Origin of the sequence: Pseudomonas brassicacearum (assembly GCF_009601685.2) — a bacterium.
GTDB classification, from domain to species: Bacteria; Pseudomonadota; Gammaproteobacteria; order Pseudomonadales; family Pseudomonadaceae; genus Aquipseudomonas; species Aquipseudomonas kilonensis_B.
Genome location: NZ_CP045701.2, coordinates 4,843,744 through 4,864,084 on the forward strand (window position 1 = coordinate 4,843,744; position 20,341 = coordinate 4,864,084).

Genomic DNA, 20,341 nt, shown 5'->3' on the forward strand with positions numbered 1-20,341 from the left:
GTCCTTCGTTTGTGTGACCACAGTAACGCTCCAGCGTAATCACATAGCAAGCGGATCAGATCGAGCGTGACAACCATTAGAACAGCCCTCCCAACGCCGCCGGCTCCCAGTTCATGATCACCAATTCACCGCTGACCTCGGCCTTGCCCTGACGCTGGTTCGTGTTGCTGTAGCGAATGTCCAACGTTTCGAAGTGAAAGCCCTCGAACACACGCCGGATGTCCGGGTGATCGTTGATGCTGACCATTACCTTACCCTTGCAGCGACGCATGAAGTCAGCCATCCGCTCGTAATTCTCGAACGGGAAATCCACGCCATATCCAGCGGTCTGCCAGTACGGCGGGTCCATGTAGTGAAACGTATGAGCGCGGTCATAGCGCTCAGCACAATCAAGCCAGGGGAGGTTTTCGACGTAGGTGCCGGACAGCCGCTGCCATGCTGCCGAGAGGTTCTCCTCAATCCGCAGCAGGTTGATGGCCGGGCCAGTGGTCGCGGTGCCGAACGTCTGCCCGGTGACCTTGCCGGCAAAGGCATGGTGCTGCAGGTAGAAGAACCGGGCGGCGCGCTGGATGTCGGTGAGGGTTTCGGGACGGGTTATTTTCTGCCACTCGAATACCTGGCGCGAGCTAAGCGCCCATTTGAACTGGCGCACGAACTCTTCCAGGTGGTTCTGCACGACGCGATAGAGCGTCACCAGGTCGCCGTTGATATCGTTCAGGACTTCAACGGGAGCGGCCTGGGGTCGCATGAAGTAAAGCGCGGCACCGCCGGCAAAGACTTCGACATAGCATTCGTGGGGCGGAAAAAGCGGAATGAGGCGGTCGGCTAGGCGGCGCTTGCCGCCCATCCAAGGGATGATGGGTGAACTCATTGAAAGCAAGACCTTTACTGTATGGATAAACAGGTGCTAGGCTCGCCGCGCTTTGTGCACGGAGCAGGAGCCTTGGCTGGACTTGCAGGGACATCTGCAGGGACGGCGACCGGATCGGATGTTGGCGCATCCGGCCCGGTCGCTCCTTTTCACTTCGGTGTTGAAACTTCTTTGGCGTAGGCCTGGCAGGCTGCCAGGGCTATCAGCCCCCGGTCGCCGGCATCGGTGATGCCGATAATTCGTTGAGCATGCGCCGGGTCAAGTTGGGCGCGTGTGGCTCCATGAACCACGCTGCCGGCGCTGGTGGTGGCTGGCACTGCACAGCCGTTGGTGGAATCGGTGGCGTCGAGTAGGACTGACAGCCGGACATCAGCAGTAGCGAGGCGATCACGCAGGCGATCCTGATCACGTTGGGCATCGGTTAGGGCTCGATAGTGGGTTTGGTCTTTGGCGGCCAGCCGCTGTTCCAGGGCCAGGCGCTTGTCCTGCTCGGTGCGCTGCAGAGCGGCCGAGGTCAGGGTGATTTGGTTGAGGGTTTCGGTGTGGAGCCGGGCTTGTTTTTCCAACTGCTGACCGTATCGCCAGCCCTGGACCGTCCAGGCGAGAACCGTCGAAGTGGCGACCAGAGCGAACAGTAAAAGCCCGGCGACCAGCACGCGGTATTGCAGCGGGATCAGGTCGACGAGACGCATAGCACCGCCCTCGCCCGCTCCCACAGCTGCAGGCGATCCTGCAGGCCGTTGAGCCCGCCGTTGATTTTCCGGGTGATCGTTTCGAACTCATCACGATCAGCCAGCACGTTCAACTCCCTGACCCACCAGAACCATGCAGCCGACTCGGCCGCCCATTGGGGCAGCTCCAGCAGTTCGGGCGTGCGCAACAGACGCTCGTCACCGAACAGCGCCAAGCTGCAGCGCAGGTAGTTGTTGCGCCCCGTCACCTGGATCAAGCCGCGACCACGATAGCGCTGGCCATCTCCGTCGGGCTCTGGGGTGTTGCCGAGTTTCGAAGCCAGCGAACCGGTGTCGTATTTGCTGAGGTACTGATCGCCGCCCAGCTCCCGCACGTACTGCAGTTGGCCGGACTCATGCCCAACCTGGGCCAGGAATGCCGCCTGCCGCTTGGGCGTATCGATCTGTCGGTGTGCCATGGCGGCGTTCAGGGCCGATACGAAAACGCCCGCTTGGCGGCGGGCGTTGGGCATGATGCGCTGTAGTTGCTGCTCAGTGAGTGGCATGGGGGCTCCAAAAAAATCCCGCTCGATGGCGGGTTGCGGTTGTGTTTGAGGGTGGTGCTGAGTGCGCTTAAAGCTGGACGACCTTGACCGGCTTAGCTTCCTTCTTCTTTTTCTTACCTTTGGCATTGGCCTTGCCCTTCTTGCCGCCGTTGCACTCGACGGTGGTGGTCCAGCCACTGGAGGTGAACAGTTGCTCCACCGCCTCAGCCAGGTATTCACCATCTAGCCCGGGCTTGATCCCCTGGACAATGATCGACCGCTCGGCAAATACATCGGTGCGCCCGGCCATTTCCAGGCGAACCCCGGCGCTGCTGCGATTGAACGCGGCCAGGCGCGCCTTGGCGGCCTGCTCGGCGGCTGACTTGTTGGGGTAGATATGCCGGTCGGTATGGACCGCTGGCAGGCCGTTCGGCAGGTCGTCGTTGTCCAGCTCGACCACCTTCAGGGCTCCGGATTTTTTGTCCTGGTGCTTGGTGCGTACCGCCTTTTGCGTATTGCGATCGCCGAGACGGAATTGATAGCGACTCAGATCCGAGCGCTTCAAAACCACAGGGCTCAGATTCTTGCCGCTGGCGGTCTGGCCGCCCTGCCGAGGCATGACCAACAACTTGCCGTCGGCCAGCTTGGCCGTGCAGTCATACTGTTTGGCAAGGCGGGTGATGAAGTTGTAATCCGACTCGTTGAGCTGATCGACTCGAGGCACTTTTGTTTGCACCGGGCACACCGGCTGCCATCCATTGCGGGCTGCCACGTCGCGGACAATCTGCTGCAGGGGCACGTTTTCCCAGGACCCGCTGCGCACGGTCTTGCCGCTGCCACGCATGTCACTGGCTTTACCACGGATCACCATCGTGTCAGGCGGCCCCGACAACTCGATCTCGTCGACGGTGTAGCGCCCCAGACGGGTCAGGGCCTGACCGGTATATCCCAGATAAACCTCGATACCCGCCCCCCGCGTGGGCAGCGCAACCGCTTGATCACGATCATCGATCCGCAACTCGAAGTCATCCGAATCCATGCCCGGCTTGTCCGAGGTGCGCAGACTCAATAATCGATCATTGATCAACGCGGTGATGTCCTTGCCGTCCGCAACGATGCGATAGGTCGGCTTCATGGTGATACTCCAGAAAAGAGAAACCCCGCACGGGGCAGGGCTTGTAACGTGCGACGGTGCTGGTTAATCCCACAGCTGGATATCCTCCAGCGTCTGCGCTGGCAGATCCGGCAGCAGGATGATCACACCAGCGCGAAACGGTTGAGGCTCATCGGCCAGGCCTTGATTGGCGGCAAACACGGCCTCCACCGTGCCATTCAGATGGCCGTAGTAGTGATGACAGACGGTGTCCAACAGATCCCCGTCAGACGTTCTGCAGGTCGTCGCCATAGCTCACAAACTCCAGTGAAAAGGACTGCTTACGCGGAATGCCACCCGCGAGCAGGTTGCTTTGATCTTCCTCGATGTTGAGCAGGCACCAGGTGCCGAGCACTTCACCGTAGCCGGTGGTCAGGTTCACCGGCTGCAGGCGTCGCCCGATGGAGCGCAAGGTATCCAGCTGTTTGAGCCCACCTTTGAAGCCCGGAAAAATTGCGCCCTTGAGGCTGATCTTGTCCTCTCCCTGGCCGACCGCCTGCTGGGCGATGCTGCGTGTCAGACGTTCCTGGCCTGCCCAGCGAAACGACGTCTGGCGACGGAGTTCCTCGAACGCCGCCGTATCCAGGTTGAAGTAATACGGCTGCGCGTTCGGCTCCAGGGGCTGCATGATCAGCAGGTGCGGGAACGGCTTCACTGCCTCGGCCGCTGGTGTCAGCTGGGGGGCAAATGATCCCGTGGGCATGATGTTGCTCAGTGATGGGCTCACCTGGCCGGCGATGCGATTAATCGCTGCTCCCGCCTTGCCTGCCTGTTCCTTGAGGGAACCCAGCCGCTCCTGGACTTGGCCGGCGGCGGTGACGGCTTGGTTGTATTTCGCCGCCACCTGGCCCACGGCGGACTGCGCCGCGTTGATTGCCCGCATGGTCCGTTGCACCTTGGCGCCGATGGCTGGCCCAATGAAGGGCACCCCCTCCAGCTCCGAGGCGGCGCCCGTCATGTCGCTGATTGCGCCATTAAGCGGGCCCAGCATGCCGTCGAGACTGGTACGGCCAGTCTCACCCGCTGCAAGCAGTGATTTGAGTACTGATTGCAGTTGCTCCATGTAGGCCATGGCACCTCCTTATACGTGAGGGGAATCGAACAGCTGACTCGACGCTTGGCGGGCGGCCACGTCCCGGGAGAAGGACTCCATTAACTGGCGCAGATGCGGCTCCAGATCTCGAGCCAGCTGCGCCGGGTCTTTTACATCGCCTTGCACGGTGATGGACACTTGCGGCGAAAAGCTGAAAGCCTGCTCAACCTTGGGTGGCACCGACGGAGTTGGCTCAGCTGGTTTGGCAACTTCGGGAGGCTTGGCCTCCTCGGCCTTACCATCACTGCCAAACCAGGACTTACCCAAGAAGCCGCCGATACTTTCGCCACCCAGGCCGCCCAAAGCGGCACCAATTAAGCCCCCGATTGCAGTACCGATGACCGGCACCACCGAACCAATAGCGGCACCTGCTGCGCCGCCGGCCAGTGCGCCCGCCAAACCACCAGCGGCACCGCCATAACCCTCGGCTTTTTCGTCTTGGGTCGTGGCGTTGAGCGCGGTATCCAAGACCCCCACCCCTGCATCAAGTACGTTACCGCCGGGGATACGTTTGGTGGCTCGGGTGACGCCCCTGATCGACTGAACCGCACGGCCGAGCGAGCCACCGGACGCTGCCTCCGCCGCAGCAGCCATAGGCGCAGCAGCCAACAGCCCCACCTTTGGCATGACAGACATAGCGGCAGGGGGTGACACGGCCGGAGGACTGGGCACCCGGGCGGGTAATCGCCGACGCGGGGTGGTCCCAATACCGGTACGGCGACCTCGTCGGCCACGCTGACGCCTGCCGGTACCGCCGCCAGGATCTGCACCTGGACCAGAACCAGCCCGGCCTATTGCATCAGCGTTGACGACAAACACACGTTGCGGCTCATTGCTGATCCCTGCTGCAGGATCGTTGCCGGCCCCCATCAACTTACCGAGGACTCCCAGCCCCTTATCCACCGTCTTGATTCCGGTTTTCGGAGCCTTGGCAGCGGCATCACCGAGGGCGCCCGCGCCTCGTTCCATCGCTCGACCACGCGATATGTTGTAGAGCCCCTTGCCAATCTTCACCGCGCTGGCAGCCGTCTTGAGGGCCAACAGACCGGTGGTGATAGCGGCAATGCCAAGCACCACCGGTTGCGAGCCATCCGAAAGCTTGGTCAACCCACGCACAATTGAGGTCAGGCCCTGGGCGACCGCATCGGTCGCCGGGCGGATGGCGTCCCCCACACTGCGCATGCCATCGCTAACCGCCTGGCCCAGCTCGTCCCACATCTGTTTCGACGTTTCGCGCCGCTCGGCCAGGTTCTTATCGAGGATCCCGCCAGAAGATTGCGAGTCCTTTTTCAGCTGCTCGTACAACTCCTTGTTTTGCGAGTAGGCCGTGAGCGCTGCCTTGACCTGCATGTCGGCGAACAGGTCACCGGTACGCAGGGATTTTTCCAGCGCATCGAGCGCCGCCTTGGCCTTCTCCGGATCCGTCTCCTTGCTGATCTTGGCCTGAGCCTCGGCCATCTTCGCGGCTTTCGCCGGGTCGGTGGCCTGGATGTATTTCATCGCCAGGGCGAAGCTGGATTCCAGGGTCGACATGCCCTTCTGGATGCCAGTGTTCAAGGAGGCTTGATAGTCGATACCGGCGTCCTTGTACGCCTTGACCACGTCGCCCGAACCGATTTTTTCCATCCAGTTCTTGAGGTTGTTGGCCGCTTCGTCCGAGCCCCCGGCCGTTTTCATCTGCACCTGGAGCATCGCGCCCAAGGAGCTGACCGCTTCCATGCCGGTGCTACCGTTTTTCTCCATGCTCGCCAACAGTTGAGGGAACCACCGGGCCATGTCGCTGGCCTCGAAGCTCCCCGCCTGTCCCTGATAGGCGATGGCCTCCAGGGCCTGCTGCATCACCTTCGGGTCGTTGATCTTGGCGTTCTGCTGCAGCGCCATGATCATGCTGGCCGTGTCGACGCCGGATGCGCCCTGGCCGATGGCAAACTTCGCGGCCGTCGGTGCGTAGGCCATGGCCTGCTTAAGGTCCATACCTGCACCGACCAGCTGATTCACCAGGTCCGCCACGTCGTTACGGGCCATACCCGTATCGCGAGAGGTCTGGATTACTGTCTGACTAAGCTGTGTTTCTTGTGGCTTGTTGACCACATCCGCCTTGATCGCGATGTCACGGATGATCGCCTGATAATCCGCGCTGACCTTGGTCGGAATCGCCGCCAGGCCTGTGGCTACAACACCCTGACCAATGCTCGACGTGAGTCCTTTCTTGCCGGCATCGAGCTGCTGGTGTCCCTTGAGCTGCAGATCGGCGGCTTTGGCTGCACGGCCGAGGCGCTGGTACTCCTGCCCCAGCCTGCCTACCTCCACGCCCTGCTTGCGCAGGGCATCAAGGTTGCCGTTGAGTTTGCGCAACAGGCCATCGGCCGAAGCAGCGCCGCTATCGTGCGCCCGCTTCCATTCATCGCGCATGCGGATGGTTTCGCCAATGGTGCTCTTGAGCACCTTGGCCTTGTTGCCTTTGTCCTCCAGCTTTTTGATGTGGCCTTCGACCGTGCGGAAGGCAGACGCCATCGTCGAACTGACGGCGCCGCCAATCACCAGCGATAACGCCAGTTTGCTAGCCATCGTCTACCCCTTGTTTCAGTCTGAGAGCCACCAGACCATGTCGGAGAACGGCATGGCGAGAATTTCAGCGGCGGAAAAATTCAGCTCGGTGGCTAGACGCTTAGCCAGTTGCTTCTGCACCTTGGGGTTGAAGTTCATCTTCTCGCACCAGGCGAAAATAGCCGGCCTGTATGCGGTTGAAGTCCTTCAGCGTCAAGCCATCCAGATCCTTGGTACCGACTTCGGCCAGGGAGGCGAACAAGTTCAGATCTTGTTGTTCCTCATCATTGGGCGCTGTTTGGCGGGCAATGCGAAGGTCACGCACAGTCGGTGTCCGGAGGCTCAGCGTATCGACACGCACGCCGTTGGCTTCAGATGGCACCGTCAGTTTCACGGTGACGCGGTCAGCGGCCAGGGTCATCCAGCTTGGGATTGCAGTGCTGCTCATAGAGGTGTGTCCTTAAACAGAGGAACCACCGCCCGGGCGACTCGCCAGGCGGGGTATCAAGAAGAGTTAGAGGCCCAATGCGGAACGCTGGGCGGCCAGTTGATCAACGCCGTTGATGACACGGCGCATGCCGATGGGGTCGATCTCGTAGACGGTTCGGCCGTCCACTTCGAGCTTGTAGTACGTCAGCCCGATGGAGTGCTTGATCTCGGCCTTGTCGCCCGGCTTCCAGTCGCCCATGTCGACTTCTTTCAACGTGCCGCGCAGGGTGACGATGACCGGCGTGACTTTGCCTTTGAGCCCCTTGTAGGCTCCTCGGAACGTACCGTTGAACGCCGTGCCGTCGGCCAAGCCGAAGAACTTCAACGACTCACGGCGTACGCCAGTGGTAGTAAAGCTCGCTTCCTGTTTTTCCATGCCCATGTCCAGCTCGACCGGCGCATCCATGCCGCCGCCGCGATGCTCTTCCATCTTGAGCGTGAGCTTGGGCAGCGTCAGGCTCGGCACGTCGCCCTGGAAGCTGACGCCGTCGGCGAACAGGTTCAAGTTCGCAAGGGTTTCGGGAATCATTGCCATTGGGGTCGCTCCTTAAGCGGCGGTGTCGAGCACTTCGGTCAGCCATTGATTGGTGACCTCTACGCGGAAGTTGGGGTTTTCTGCCGGCGGAACGTCGGTGAAGCGGATGTTCCAATACACCTTGCCCTGCTCCAGCTGGCTGGCCGTGTTCAGCTCCGGGTCGGCATACACCTCGAAGTTGATGATTGCGCCTTGGGCTTTCAGGTCGCGCATGAACGCCTGCAGACCTTCGGTCACATCCTTGATGTATGTCGCTGTGATGGAGCGGTCCACCGCCCATTTGTGGCCGTAGAGGATCGCATCCATGACGATGTCCATCGTGCGTACGCGAGTGACAAACGCCCACTTCGGATCGCTCGACAGCGTGCGGTTGCCCCACAGGCGGAAGCCGTCATCACGGATGATCGTGGTGATGTTGGCGTTGTTGAGCAGGTTGGCTCGGCAGGTTTCGTCACCGTCCAGGAACTCAATGGGCCGCGTGGTGCCAGTGATGCCGACAAATTCTTTGTTCGAAGGCGAAGCCCAGAAACCGTATTCGCTGTCGGTCCAGGCGAACAAGCCCGCCACCCAGGCCGAGCCCGGCGCGTCGACCGTGGCGTCCGCCGTGGTGTCCCAATACTGCACGCCTGGATCAACCAGGTATGCCCGCTTGGCGCCGAAGTTCTCGGCGTAGGCCATCACCGCCTCATCGGTGGTGTTTGGACCGTCGAGGATGGCGAGCCCTCGCAACTTGTCGGCCACTGCCACCAGGGCGGTACCGACAGCCTGTGTCGCGCTGTGCTTGGGAGTCACCAACAGCCGCGGCTGCGCGTTGAACCGACTCTTGCCGTCCAGCAGCGCCTGCAGGCCAGTACGCTTGCCGTCAGCCAGAACGCCACCAATGATTGCCGAGGTCTGTGCAGCCGGATCGGCCAACTGGGCCACACCACAGGCCACGATCACCGCCTTGGCTCGGGTGTAGATGGCTTGGCAGGCTTTGGTCATTGCCGAGTCAGGCCCGAAGGCGGCCAGCGCTTCGCGCTCGTTGGTGATCATCACCAGGTCATTCGGCTGCGCGCTGTAGGCCGGCGCCGGTACGAAGGTGTCAACCAGTCCGATGATTGAGGACGACGGCAACGCAATGACACGAGCACCGGTATCAACGTTCGTGACGGTCACGCCATGAAAGAAGCTCATAAATTCTCCAGATACGAAAAAGCCCCGCAATGCGGGGCCTTGTTTGTGGTGAAGCGGAAAAGAAAACGCCCCGTCAGTGCGGGGCGTTTATTGAACCTGGCCAGCCAGCCAGAACGGCGCCGGAGGACGATGCTCATTCAGAGGGAACTCCCCCGCTTCCGGCCAGTTGCGAAGGGCACGGCGGTACGCCTGTAGCTCGGTATACTGCGAGGCTGACAAAGTAGTCTCCACACCCTCTTCCAACTCGTCACGATGGCGGGTCACCACACCGTCAGTTTCAAGTAGGCACCGATCACGCCAGGCCCGTTCTATAGCTGCCAGCACTTCATCACTAGGGAGCGGCGGATCGACCAGCATGGGTAAACCATCATCTCCCCAATTAATCACCTTTCCTTCCGACTGCCCCGCCAATAGCTCGGCATGGACCTCAGAAGAGATTTCAATTATGTCGTCTGGCATCGATGTATGGATTGTCGCGTCGTAAAAACTGCGAGTACTTTTTGAAGTGAACACAGGTTCTCCTTAGCAGCCGATGGCAAACAAAAAGATGGCATCACCACCCGTCGCCAACTGGCTTGCGATGGTGGCCGAAACATTAGGGCTTCCAGAAGTGGGATGCACACCGCATGCATACATGCTTGTTCCGGAGGCCGTGGCATCATTGCTCGCAAAAACACGAAAAACCGAGTTGGGGAATGCGATAGGGTAAGTCCATGTGCCAAATCCATTTGCAGTGCCTGCCGCTCCCCATTGGATGATCAGACCGCTTGGGAGCTTCTGATACCCACTGGCTACTAGAGACGCACTGAACGTACCTGAGTATTTATTTAGAACAGTCCCAGAAACAACCCGCCATCCCGAGGGGTTTGAAACCAGCACGATGCTTTCAAAGACGTCAATTGGAAGAGTGGATAGAACCGACAACCCAACTGATAGTCCGGGGTCACCCGCGAAGGGCTTCAGGCTGAATGCTCCTGCGCCTGCAGAGATAACAATGGTCTGACCCGATGCTGTCGTCGACAATTGAGGCAGCGTAACTTCTTGCCCAGCCAGCGCAGACGAACCAATACAAAGCCCCCCGGTATCAGCGGCTGTTAGGGCGGTCGCTGCAGCCAATATCTTGATACCCGAATAATTACCCATTAAAGATCTAATTGAAGTTGACTGGATGTCTCGTACCGATCCGCTCTCGGCGTACCAGACGTTGCTTCCAGCACAAGACAAGGTGATGGTATCCCTCTGCCTTAATACAACGCTCCCTCCGGCCCCAACTCCCTCAATACCTGTCATGTAGTCCGCACCCTGCAAGACAAGGGTTACTGGCGCTGTCAACACATTGGTGAACGTTACAACACCTCCGTTTGGCGAGGTGCTTGCCAAGGGCAGCTTGACGGTGAAAGGTGTCGCAGAGTTGAGCATGTAGGACATGCCGAACGTATTGGTACTGGTCAAGGTTGTGTTTGCGCTAAGGCCACCAATAGCCGCGTGGTTACCAGAGTTTTTCTTAACAAATTCAGTTGTAGCAATTTTCAAAGTACTGTCGAACAGAGCCGGTGTGTTCGCCGTTGGATTGACCAAGGCTGGCGAATTGAGCGGCGCAAACCCCTGCGTGATGTTCTGAAAAGAGAGTGACGTGGTGCCCAGAACAATCGCTCCATCCGTCACCAACTGCCAGCGGGTGTCGGCCAGCGTAGCGCCTTGCTCGACGGACAGAATCATCGCCGAGGTGACTTCAGCATTGCTGTCAGCATCCGGTGCCCGCAGCCAAGCCGCTACGCCGACAATGTAGATGCCGTTATCCTTGGAGGCCGTTTGATCCTTCACCAACACCCGGTCGCCTGCGACCAGGTTAACGCCGTCGATGGTCTGAAGCCCGGTCAACGCAATGTTGGCCGTGGTCGCTACGCGCACCGACTGCTTGTTATCGAGTTTGTACAGTTCTTCCTGGATTCGGCGCTCGACGAACTCCCGAGTTGCCAACACTACCGACGGGTCAATTTTGAGCGTGATATTGCCCGTGCTGCTGACGATGAAGTTCATCCGAACGACTTGGGTCCGGCCCGAGCCCTGCGACATGATTGGTTTGAAACTCGGAGGGCAGTTCGCGACTGCCACCAGATCCCCATCAGCGTCGTACAGACCGATTTCACGAATCCAGTATCCACCCTCATCGGCCGGAATCACTTGTTCGGCGACAATCACCGCCGGGTTGACTGGGTCAATAAAAAGCTGATTCAGCGGTCGGCGGCGCCATTCGTTGATAAGAGACGTTTGCGCAGCGCTTGGAACCGGGTCGGTGCCGTTGGCGTCACCCACGCCCATTTCGGTAAGTTTCCACGGAACGCCAAGGGCATCGGCGTTCGCCTGTTTCGCCGCTCCCACGTTCGTGAGAATCGCGAAAAATTGCGAGGTCTGATCAATCATTAGTAAACGTCCAAGGTGTCTATGGTGTGTTCGCGCCCTACCACGCTGATGGATCCGGTGACTTCAATGTCACGCATGATCGGCGGGTACACGTCGATTTCGTCGCCCTCATACAGGGCAACACCGATGTTCAATTTCCCTCGGGTTTCGAGGCTGATCGCCAATCCGGTCATGTGGCGACTGACCGGCCGGGCGTCATCGATCAGCCACGTCAGTTCCTGATAGGTTTCTTCGCTGATGCCTTCATCGGAAACACCGATCTTCAAGGCGAACGTTCCCGGCACCCCCATAGGTTGAGTCTTGAACCACTCCACTACCTCGATTAGATAGCCGAACGGCTCCACCACACGGCGCAAGGCGCCTATGGTGCCCTTGTGGGCATGGACGTAGAACGAAGAGCGAATCACCGAGCGCTTGACCTCTTCGGGCCAGGCCTCGTCCCAGCGGTCCACGGACCAGGCCCAAGCCAATTGGTAAAGCAGGTGCGCCGGGCAGGTGTCCGGGTTGTATAGGGTTCTGAGCGGTATCTCTGTTGTTTCGTCGATAGCCGCCTCAATGGCCCGCTCAAGCTGAGTGCTGTTGAGGGGAAGTAAACTTTTCATTTACCACCCCGCTTTATGGTGAACCCCGTGCACCACGCTGCCTGGGCCTTGGTTGGACGGATGTCCACCCATCCAGGGATCTCGACTCGGGCCACGCCGCTGACGTGGATCTGTGCATCAATCGCCGAACGTGCAACCTCAACGCCTAAGCGGCGCCGGGGGTTGATACAGGCCTGCAATCTCGCATTGCACTCGGCAAGCGCCGCCTCGTTTTCAGGGCCGGTACCGGCCATGTACACCACGGCGTCGATTCGATAGGGCAGGATCTCGGCGCCCTGAACTGTCAGCCGATCAGCAACAGGCCGCCGATCTTCATCGTTGAGGTAAGCGTCCACTTCGACCAACAGCTCGGGGCTGGCCGTACCATCGCCTTCCAGGGACAGTACCGTCACGACCACCTCGGCCGGCGCCGGGCTTTCGGCCGTGGCATCGGCCACCAGGCCCGAGGCGTTACGGGCATGCAGGATGTAGCTATTCCGTGGCCCAGCAGTTGTTAACCCTTCGTACCTCAGCTGGATACGCTCGCGCAGTGCGTCGTAGCTTTCCAGCACCGCCGCCACTGGCGGCACGGCGGTCAAGTCCTCAGCCTGAATGACCAGGCGCTCAAGGTTCACGTTGGCGGCCAACTGCACCAGGTCAGCACCCGTGGCATGAGCCAGGAACAGCGCCTTGGCCGCGTCGTTGACCCTGGCCCGGTTCTGCATGCGCCGATAGGCGCCCAGCTCCAGCAGCTTGGTCACCGGATCGCTTTCAAGGAAAGCGGTCCAGTTGTCGCCCATGTACTCGCGGAACGTCGCCAGCTCGCCCTGATACAACTCCTCAAAATCCAGACTCTCCAGCACCTGTGGTGCCGGCAACGCCGAAAGGTCGATAGTGCTCATGCGTTCACCTCCAGCACCACGCCATCGCCAATATATGAGCCCGTCAGTTGCAAGGTGATTTGTCCATCCACCACCGCAATAACCCGGACACGCTCAAGTTTTAAACGGGGCTCCCAACGCCCGAGGGCGCGAGCGACCTCGGCCTGTACCGCGCTTTTCCAGCCCTCGTTAACTGGCAGGTCGACATAGCGACGCAGTTGGCTGCCATACTCCGGCCGCATGCGGCGGCTGCCGACAGGCGTGCTCAGAATGTCCTCAATGGACTGCCGCAAATGCGCCTGGCCGGACAGCGGCTGCCCCGTGCGGCGGTCCACTCCGATCATGGAATTACTCCGTCAGCAGTTGCATATCCGGGTGCGCCTTGAGGAAGGCGTACTGATCATCGCCGCACGCTGTGAGCTGGCCGGCGATGACCGGCAAGGTGCTGCCATCTGGCATGATCAGCGTGCGTGAGGTGTACCGGGTGTCGCGGAACACTCGCGCCGGTCCGATGGGTGCCGGCGTCTCGGTTTGGACGGGCTCAGACAACGCCGCCTCGGCCGTAGTCCGCCCGGTCTCCGTTCTCGTTTTGCTCATATGGGTTGCTCCAGAAATGCGAAAGCCCGCACATGGCGGGCTGTGGATAAATGTCGGAGTCAGTGTTTGTGGTTCGGTGTGTTGCCACCGGTATCGATGATTTTTCCGCCGCCGTTGATATCGCCCGTGACCTGTAACGGGCCGTTGATCAACACATTGCCGGTCAGGGTGATATCGCCTGCCGTGGCGTTGATCTCGCTGTCCGTTACGACCACTTCGGTTCCTCCGACTTTGATTGTCACGGTACCGCTTGGCACGGTGATGGTGTAGGTGCCGGCCTGCCAGTCATAGACCAGAGAGCCACCATCATCGAAACGCCACACCTCGACATGGTCGCGGTTGTCCGGCGGTGCCCCGGCATCGCCATACAGACCGGGGATAAATGTGCCCTGAGCCACATCGCCGCTGGCACTTACCAGAGTTCCCTGCTCGCCCATGCTGGGCGCTCGCCAATGACGGGCTTTGCCGGCGGCGATGCTGTGCCAACGCACCCAGGCACTGACCCAGTCCCCATCCGACACCCGACATGCGGGCGGCGAAGCGGTCAGATCCAGCGCGACCACATAACAATCCTTGACCAGGCCGGCCAGCATGCGGTCATGCTGCGCGCTGGGGTAGCTCATGCCATATCCTCCGGTGGCTGATAGCTACCTTCGCTACCAGAACCAGTGTCAGGGCTGAAGCCCCAGAGCAAGGTACCTGGGGGCTGATTCGGCCACAGCCACTCTTCCTTGCCTAAGTAAATACCCTGGGTCCACTCAACGACCCACACCGCATAGCTGTCGAGCTCCGGCCGGGTCCAGTCCTGTGATGCCTGGACGAACTCTGCCGGCTCGACCGCCAATCCCCATGCCTGCATGCGCAGCAAAATAATCAGCTGAGCCGCGATGAAAGCCGCTACCTGCTGGCAGTGTTCGTGATCGCTGCCGACAATGATGCGTGCTTCGAATCGCGCCTCGACACCGACTTCGCCAGTGCCGGGGTCCCGACCGGGCTCCAGTTCGACCAGTTCGAGCACCACAGCGGGAATGGGTACGTGCTGCAACATGTCAGGCATGGTGCAGATGTATGCCAAGCCGGGGATAGCCTGGGCGATCTGTTCTTCGATGGCTGAGTAAAGATGGTCGAGAGGAATGATGGGATCAGACATGGGCTGATTTCCTCAAGTATTTTTGCAGCTCGAAATTCATCTCCTGCTCCAGGATCTCAAGCAGTCGCTGATGCGCACGACGTGACCATTCCTCAAACTGAGGCCGCACGTCGTCGAGCGATATCTTGGCCTTGGCCAGTGGATAGCGGCTACCGTTCTCGGCAATCCAGCCCGAACTTGGCCCACCGCCGCCTGACACATCACTGTCGGGATAGTCGCTTGCTCTGAAGTGTTTACTGGCGGTACGAATCCATATGTCAGGCGCGCCGCCATAAACGGTCTTATAGAACGCCCCCTGATACTTGCGACCCGCGACAGAGACGCCAGAGCGGCCCTGTCGTACCCGGCCTGCGCGACTGGCCTCAATGGGATTGACGCCAAACCACAACTTGGCTTGCTCGTTGGAGTTGACTGGGTAAGCCTTTAGTCGCTGACGCACAGCGGCGATGGCGATTCGGGCTTGCCGGCCTACTGCTCGTGCAATGTGAGTGCGTAACCAACGCAGCGTCTTATTCAGTGCTCGCCGTTGAGCTGCACGGGCGGCTTGTGGAACAAGAGCGGCAAAGTCGGAGAACGCATTCTTATCGGCTTGAGCCAGTTGCAGCGTGAACAGACCGGAGCTGGCCGAGGATTTGACATGACTGCTAACGCTCATCGCACCTCCCGAAGAATTAAGTTGACCCAACCGGTGCCATCCGGCTCACGTTTGACGATGACATAACGCCCGCCGCCGTCTACTGGCATCAGCTGGACAGTGATTAACTGGCCATCCGAAATGAGGTGGGCATCAACAATACGGACGGCGAACACTGGCTCGCGTATACCGGTGTTGATCCTTCCCACCTTTGGTTGCAACCAGGGCGCCGAGAAGAATCCCGGCACCGGTAAGTCACGACCGTCGACCAGAGCCTCATCGCCCAGGACATCCAGCAACTGCGCATCCATCGCCGCAACCTGGTCACGGAAAGCCATCAGCTGTCTCCGTCATCCGAGGTAGAGGATCCAGGATCCAGTTTGCCGCGCTTGGCAATGACGCCTTCTTCGAGCAACAGATCCCGGATCTCAGTGCTGGGCGGAACGTACACATCGCCTTTTCGCACCACCTTGGCACCGTCCTGCACACAGCCTTCGATCACTACGTACTCAACTTTGGCAGCCATATCACACCACCTTTGCAAAGACGAAAGCGTTAGGCTCCAGCATCCCGGCCAGGGCAGCACTTTGCAGCTTCAACCACCGGGCGCTCGGATCCTGGGTGACCCAGCTTTTGGGGAAACGGGCCGCTTCGACCAGGCCACTTTCAATGGCTTCGATGTCCTTGATCGCGCCATACAGCATCGCGTTTCGAGTCGAGGTCGAGCCCAGCATCAAGCCGCCGCTTGGCACCATCTGCTGTTCGTCACCCTCATCGTCCAGGTACCACTCGTCGTAGACGTACAGGTCGATGCCGGGGTCGTTCAGGTAGCCAAGATAGGTCACGCCATCTGGCAGCTCTTCAGGCTTGATCACGCCCATGTCAACCCGGCGAGAGTTGAGCTGTTTCAACACTGTCTCGTTGCGCTGGAAAGCATCCTGGGCTTCGCCACTGAGGACAGCGACGTTGCCGGTGCGCCCGGAATCCTTGGCAATCTGGCGTTTCCACTGCCGCAAGTTGGCGATAGGATCGGAGTCCGCCGTGTCCCAACGTCCAGCGCCCAAGACGATCTTGTGGCTGTCCTCCATCAGAAAATCGATGGTGTCATCGACACCATCGCCGAGCACCCGAACGCGCCCAGTGCTCAGCGCCTGGGCGCACATCCACTCTTCACGGCGAGTGATCTCGTCGTCCAGGTCGATCAGGTCACGCCCCAACTGCTCGCCCGCTCGCTCCAGGGGAGTCCGCGAGGAGAATGGGTTATCACCGGCAGCACGCTTGAGGATTTGTTCTGCTCGCGTCTCGCGCTTAGGCTGGATGTAGGGCGGCTTGTACGTCTCAGAACTGAAGCCGTTACGCAGCGAGACACTGCCGGGCAGCGACGGGTGTACGAAAGGCGCCATCTTGCGCTGGCCCTTGATGATGTCGATGGTCACCGCCTCGGTGCCGAAGGTAACGGGGTTGCCGCCATTGAAGAAAGTGTTCATCAAGAAGCGACGAGGCGTATTCATCTGCTCAACGGCTTCGAGCATGGTGAGGGTGTCAAAAATATCAGTCATCAGATGCTCCGGTCAGCGGATGAAAATGCAGAAAGGTCGAAGGGCGGCTTTGGCCGCAGCCAAGGTCAGGCCCTCACCGAGGTGGAGCTGGGTGCCCAGCACTTGGCCTGTCAAACGAACGGGCGCGCTTTTGGCCCCGCCTGTGGTGTCTACGTCCTCGTCGAGGATGGCCGTAGGAACCTGGGAGCCGTCTTCAGCAGCGGTTTTGCACAGCACGAACTCTTTCGAACTGGTTACCTGCCCCAGGACAGAACCCCGCAGCAGGGTCTGGCCAGCGGCGATCAAGCCGGTGTCCATTGCAATGGGAAAGTCACCGGCAGAAAGGTGGCTCGGCTGGTAGGTTTTACGTTCCGGGTTGCTCATGAATGTCTCCTGTCAGCGGCGCGAAGCGCCCGCAACGATTGCACTGACGGCTGCCTGGCGTTCGCCCTGCTTGCCATCACCGCTTGGGGTTGTAGCCGTGACGCCCTGTGCATCGCTTTTGATCGCAGAAAGGGAAATCCCGCGATCCTGGGCGGCTTTGAACAATTGCAAGGCTGTGGCCTCGACCGTAGTGCCTGCATCAATCGCCGCTTCGATATCTTTCTCGAAGCCTTTGCTGGCCAAGGCGTTAATGCCCTTGATGCGCTCGCGTTCTGCAGCGGCGCCTTCGGCTCGAATGGCGCCGAGGTCAGGCTGCTGGGCCTGGGCGATTTCGATGGAGTTCGGATCAGTGCCGGCGGCCAGCGCAGTACGCAGCTCCGCCGTGGTGTGTACGGTGGTCATGGTGGTTTTCCTTGGGACAGTGATGGCCGGTCTGGCCAGTTCGGTGATCAGGGATTCAAGCGAGCCCAACCGATGGGCAAGACCCGACTCAACAGCGGCGGCTCCGACGCGTAATCCGCCGAAGTCACCCATTGCGGGGACCTTGGCGGCGTCGGTGCTCAGGTTTCGCGCCACTTTGCCGACGAAGACTTCACCGAGGGCATTCACGGTTTCACCGATCTTGGCGCGCCCTTCTTCGGTTGCTAGGTCGGGCCGCTTGTTCGGGGCGTTGCTGCTAACGATCTGATAGCGTTTGCGGCCATTGGCAGCGTCACTTTCAACGACAGCCTCAACGACAACGCCGATGCTCCCGGCCAAACTGGCTTCATCGATGACGATCTCGTGCGCTGCCGAGGCGATCCAGTACGCAGCGCTTGCACCAATACCCCCGATGTACGCCACGATCCGCTTGCGCTCTCGACCGGCGAATATCATCTCGGCCAGTTCATTGATGCCGGAAGCGACACCGCCAGGGCTGTCGATGTTGAGCACAATCGAACGGACTTTGGGATCGTCCAGCGCTCGCTGGATGTCCGTGCCCAGGACCTGAGTGCTGGTAGCGCCACTGATTTCAGTGAACATGTTTGCGTAGCGAAAGATCGGCCCAGTTACGGGGATCACTGCCACGCCGTTTCGCATAGTGACTTTGCGGGTATCTTCCAGCCGCTCGCCGCGTCGGGTCGCCAGGGTCATCGGATCGCCCATACGGTCGGCGATGGTCAGCAAGTTTTCCAGGGCGTCAGGCAGCATTAGCCAAGGCTGCGATGCAGCCAGCTCAAGTGCTCGAGGCATATTCAGTCCTCTTCGGATTTGGGGTCAGGCGGGTTTTCTAGCCCGCCCTTGGGCAGGGCCTGCAGGTTTTTAGCGCGGCGTTGCTCCACTTCCCGTACACGCTGACGGAACACCTGCTGCCAGGGCTCGCCGGTCATGGCCGCTGTTTCGAGGGTTTCGTTGCTCACGCCAATTTCGATGCGCTTACCGGCCGCGTTGGCTTCCTTCAGCTCATCAATAGCCCCACGGGCCGGACCGATCCAAATGGCCTGACAGTAGGCCTTGCGCTTGGCTGGGTCGCCGTAGCCCGGTAGGTCGATCAGGCCCCTAGCCACGGCTTCGTCGATAATCAGCTCACGGCTTGGCTGGCAGAAATCACAGGCAAGCCACCAACGACGCAGACTGTAGAAACGCCAAGCCTGAAGCATGGCGGCGCGGGCCGCGCTGTAGCTGCTGCTGTAATGGAGCAAGAGCTCTTCAAGTGGCAGCTCCAGGGCAGCGCCGATCTCTTTCACCACGGCGGTGAAGAAGGGATCAAACTGGGCATTGGGTCGGCCTGGGTTCGCTACGACTGGCTCCTCACCAACGCCGAGGTCAATCACGGCCCCCTCGCCGAGGGCCAGCTCGCCATCGGTGGTGTCATCGCCTTCAGGGCGCTCGTCCGCCAACGCAGTCATCGGCAGGTTGCCGGTTGGGAAATCAGAGCTCTTTTTGATAAACACCGTGAACATTGCGGAGATCACGGCGGCCATAAGCTCCGCGCTGCTGTAGCGCTCCAGCTTTTGCAGCGGCTCCAGCACAGGCGCCAGGTAGGGAGCCCCGCGCTTCTGACCTGGACGTTCCTTGTCCGCCAGGACGTGCAACACACGCCGTCGGCCTGTCTCCTCACCGAACGCGGTAAGTCGCTCCCAGATCAGTGGCTTGCCGGCCAGATGCTCGCCGGGATAGCCGGTACAGACGTGATAGGCCACGGGCGCGCCCAGCGAATCGAACTCAACGCCATCAACCAGATTGACCCGGTCCATACCGCCGTTCGGATTGCCGACCCGATCCGACTCGATCAGTTGCAGTCGCGTGCTGAAGACACAGCCCGGCCGCTCCTGATCCGGGCTGGCAACCAACACATCACCAGCGACCAGCGACGACACCAAGACCAAGGCTTGCAGCTGGTAATGATTGAGGGTCGCTTCGGCATCACACTCTCTCGGATCATCGGCATACAACGACCAAAGCCGGTCCAACCGGCCATTCAGTTCGTCTGCCTGCTCTTCGGTAAGGCCTAGGGCCTCATGGTCCACCTGGGCGCGGCACACCAGCCCGGTGCCCACGACATTGGTGCGCAACCGGGTGATGGCAGCGCGGGCTATCAGGTGGTTACGCATGGCGTCCCTTGACCGGGCCACCAGCATTCGCCGCTCGCTCTGATTGAAGTCTCGTCGCGGACTCCCGAGGCCAGGTATCCAGCTGGCCATGCTGCGCAGCATGCGCGAAGCGCCTCGCCAGCGAGTTTCAACACCGCCGCCACCGCCCTGAGCAACAATCTGCTGGCCGTCCACCGAAGCCCTGGCCACCTTAATGGCCTCGCGCATCAGCAGATCGGCCGGGCCTTCACGCTTACTAAATGGCCACATGATCAGATCCCCAGGTACGAGACGCGATTACGGCCTCGACCACGCAGCGCCGCCTGTTCGTTGGCGACTTCCTGGGCATATTGTTTCTCCAGCAGGCGCAAGCTGTTGAGCTCTGCCAGCTGTACTTCACGATCAGCCCGGCGCAGGCGCTGACCTTTTTTCAGGACGTCAGAAATTGCCGCCCTAACTTCAGCTAGGCGCAGTTGTGCGTCAGTCATGGTTGATTTCC

At 60.2% G+C, this 20,341-nt stretch carries 26 protein-coding genes; all 26 read right to left on the reverse strand.

Annotated elements, in window-relative coordinates; genetic code table 11:
• Positions 1–76 precede the first annotated feature (76 nt).
• Entirely contained in the window at positions 77–871 is a 795-nt protein-coding gene (locus GFU70_RS20700) for a DNA adenine methylase (protein WP_153388739.1), read from the reverse strand.
• 149 nt (positions 872–1,020) lie between these two features.
• Complete coding sequence (locus GFU70_RS20705) at positions 1,021–1,563, reverse strand: lysis system i-spanin subunit Rz (RefSeq protein WP_153388740.1); 543 nt, start codon at positions 1,561–1,563, stop codon at positions 1,021–1,023.
• The gene (locus GFU70_RS20710; RefSeq protein WP_153388741.1) at positions 1,545–2,108 is read right to left on the reverse strand and encodes a glycoside hydrolase family 19 protein; all 564 of its coding nucleotides are present in this window, start codon (positions 2,106–2,108) and stop codon (positions 1,545–1,547) included. The genes GFU70_RS20705 and GFU70_RS20710 overlap by 19 nt, the downstream gene beginning before the upstream one ends.
• Positions 2,109–2,175: 67 nt before the next feature.
• Complete coding sequence (locus tag GFU70_RS20715) at positions 2,176–3,222, reverse strand: phage late control D family protein (protein WP_153388742.1); 1,047 nt, start codon at positions 3,220–3,222, stop codon at positions 2,176–2,178.
• 63 nt (positions 3,223–3,285) lie between these two features.
• Positions 3,286–3,492 carry a tail protein X gene (locus GFU70_RS20720; protein WP_153388743.1) on the reverse strand — a complete coding sequence of 69 codons (207 nt, stop codon included), beginning with the start codon at positions 3,490–3,492 and terminating at the stop codon, positions 3,286–3,288.
• On the reverse strand, positions 3,467–4,312 hold the full coding sequence (locus GFU70_RS20725) for a phage tail protein (protein WP_193034264.1): 846 nt from the start codon (positions 4,310–4,312) through the stop codon (positions 3,467–3,469). Before GFU70_RS20725 ends, GFU70_RS20720 begins: the two co-directional genes overlap by 26 nt.
• Before the next feature lie 9 nt (positions 4,313–4,321).
• The gene (locus GFU70_RS20730) at positions 4,322–6,901 is read right to left on the reverse strand and encodes a phage tail tape measure protein (RefSeq protein WP_153388744.1); all 2,580 of its coding nucleotides are present in this window, start codon (positions 6,899–6,901) and stop codon (positions 4,322–4,324) included.
• A 100-nt stretch (positions 6,902–7,001) separates the two neighbouring features.
• Entirely contained in the window at positions 7,002–7,328 is a 327-nt protein-coding gene (locus tag GFU70_RS20735; RefSeq protein WP_014339635.1) for a phage tail assembly protein, read from the reverse strand.
• Between the two features lie 66 nt (positions 7,329–7,394).
• Complete coding sequence (locus GFU70_RS20740) at positions 7,395–7,904, reverse strand: phage major tail tube protein (protein WP_079302217.1); 510 nt, start codon at positions 7,902–7,904, stop codon at positions 7,395–7,397.
• Between the two features lie 12 nt (positions 7,905–7,916).
• Positions 7,917–9,080: a phage tail sheath family protein gene (locus GFU70_RS20745; RefSeq protein WP_153388745.1), complete on the reverse strand. Its 1,164-nt coding sequence runs from the start codon at positions 9,078–9,080 to the stop codon at positions 7,917–7,919.
• Between the two features lie 87 nt (positions 9,081–9,167).
• Positions 9,168–9,593 (reverse strand): phage tail assembly chaperone, encoded by a 426-nt coding sequence (locus tag GFU70_RS20750; protein WP_153388746.1) that lies wholly within the window; start codon positions 9,591–9,593, stop codon positions 9,168–9,170.
• 9 nt (positions 9,594–9,602) lie between these two features.
• A complete protein-coding gene (locus tag GFU70_RS20755) occupies positions 9,603–11,504 on the reverse strand; it encodes a phage tail protein (protein ID WP_153388747.1) in 1,902 nt (633 codons plus the stop codon).
• Positions 11,504–12,106 carry a phage tail protein I gene (locus tag GFU70_RS20760; RefSeq protein ID WP_153388748.1) on the reverse strand — a complete coding sequence of 201 codons (603 nt, stop codon included), beginning with the start codon at positions 12,104–12,106 and terminating at the stop codon, positions 11,504–11,506. The genes GFU70_RS20755 and GFU70_RS20760 overlap by 1 nt, the downstream gene beginning before the upstream one ends.
• Positions 12,103–12,987 (reverse strand): baseplate J/gp47 family protein, encoded by an 885-nt coding sequence (locus GFU70_RS20765; RefSeq protein ID WP_153388749.1) that lies wholly within the window; start codon positions 12,985–12,987, stop codon positions 12,103–12,105. Before GFU70_RS20765 ends, GFU70_RS20760 begins: the two co-directional genes overlap by 4 nt.
• On the reverse strand, positions 12,984–13,310 hold the full coding sequence (locus tag GFU70_RS20770; protein WP_123351333.1) for a GPW/gp25 family protein: 327 nt from the start codon (positions 13,308–13,310) through the stop codon (positions 12,984–12,986). Before GFU70_RS20770 ends, GFU70_RS20765 begins: the two co-directional genes overlap by 4 nt.
• Before the next feature lie 4 nt (positions 13,311–13,314).
• Positions 13,315–13,515: a hypothetical protein gene (locus GFU70_RS20775; protein ID WP_153388750.1), complete on the reverse strand. Its 201-nt coding sequence runs from the start codon at positions 13,513–13,515 to the stop codon at positions 13,315–13,317.
• 107 nt (positions 13,516–13,622) lie between these two features.
• Positions 13,623–14,186, reverse strand: coding sequence for a phage baseplate assembly protein V (locus GFU70_RS20780; protein WP_153388751.1), 564 nt, complete (start codon positions 14,184–14,186; stop codon positions 13,623–13,625).
• Positions 14,183–14,713, reverse strand: a complete 531-nt coding sequence (locus GFU70_RS20785; RefSeq protein WP_153388752.1) for a hypothetical protein — start codon at positions 14,711–14,713, stop codon at positions 14,183–14,185. The genes GFU70_RS20780 and GFU70_RS20785 overlap by 4 nt, the downstream gene beginning before the upstream one ends.
• Positions 14,706–15,368 (reverse strand): hypothetical protein, encoded by a 663-nt coding sequence (locus GFU70_RS20790; protein WP_153388753.1) that lies wholly within the window; start codon positions 15,366–15,368, stop codon positions 14,706–14,708. The genes GFU70_RS20785 and GFU70_RS20790 overlap by 8 nt, the downstream gene beginning before the upstream one ends.
• Complete coding sequence (locus GFU70_RS20795) at positions 15,365–15,685, reverse strand: hypothetical protein (protein ID WP_153388754.1); 321 nt, start codon at positions 15,683–15,685, stop codon at positions 15,365–15,367. The genes GFU70_RS20790 and GFU70_RS20795 overlap by 4 nt, the downstream gene beginning before the upstream one ends.
• Positions 15,685–15,873: a hypothetical protein gene (locus tag GFU70_RS20800; protein WP_153388755.1), complete on the reverse strand. Its 189-nt coding sequence runs from the start codon at positions 15,871–15,873 to the stop codon at positions 15,685–15,687. Before GFU70_RS20800 ends, GFU70_RS20795 begins: the two co-directional genes overlap by 1 nt.
• 1 nt (position 15,874) lies before the next feature.
• Positions 15,875–16,906: a major capsid protein gene (locus GFU70_RS20805; protein ID WP_153388756.1), complete on the reverse strand. Its 1,032-nt coding sequence runs from the start codon at positions 16,904–16,906 to the stop codon at positions 15,875–15,877.
• A gap of 12 nt (positions 16,907–16,918) precedes the next feature.
• Entirely contained in the window at positions 16,919–17,269 is a 351-nt protein-coding gene (locus GFU70_RS20810) for a head decoration protein (protein WP_153388757.1), read from the reverse strand.
• A 12-nt stretch (positions 17,270–17,281) separates the two neighbouring features.
• Positions 17,282–18,502 (reverse strand): S49 family peptidase, encoded by a 1,221-nt coding sequence (locus tag GFU70_RS20815; RefSeq protein WP_153388758.1) that lies wholly within the window; start codon positions 18,500–18,502, stop codon positions 17,282–17,284.
• Between the two features lie 2 nt (positions 18,503–18,504).
• A complete protein-coding gene (locus tag GFU70_RS20820; RefSeq protein WP_153388759.1) occupies positions 18,505–20,112 on the reverse strand; it encodes a phage portal protein in 1,608 nt (535 codons plus the stop codon).
• A gap of 2 nt (positions 20,113–20,114) precedes the next feature.
• Complete coding sequence (locus GFU70_RS20825) at positions 20,115–20,330, reverse strand: hypothetical protein (protein WP_149632521.1); 216 nt, start codon at positions 20,328–20,330, stop codon at positions 20,115–20,117.
• Between the last annotated feature and the right edge of the window lie 11 nt (positions 20,331–20,341).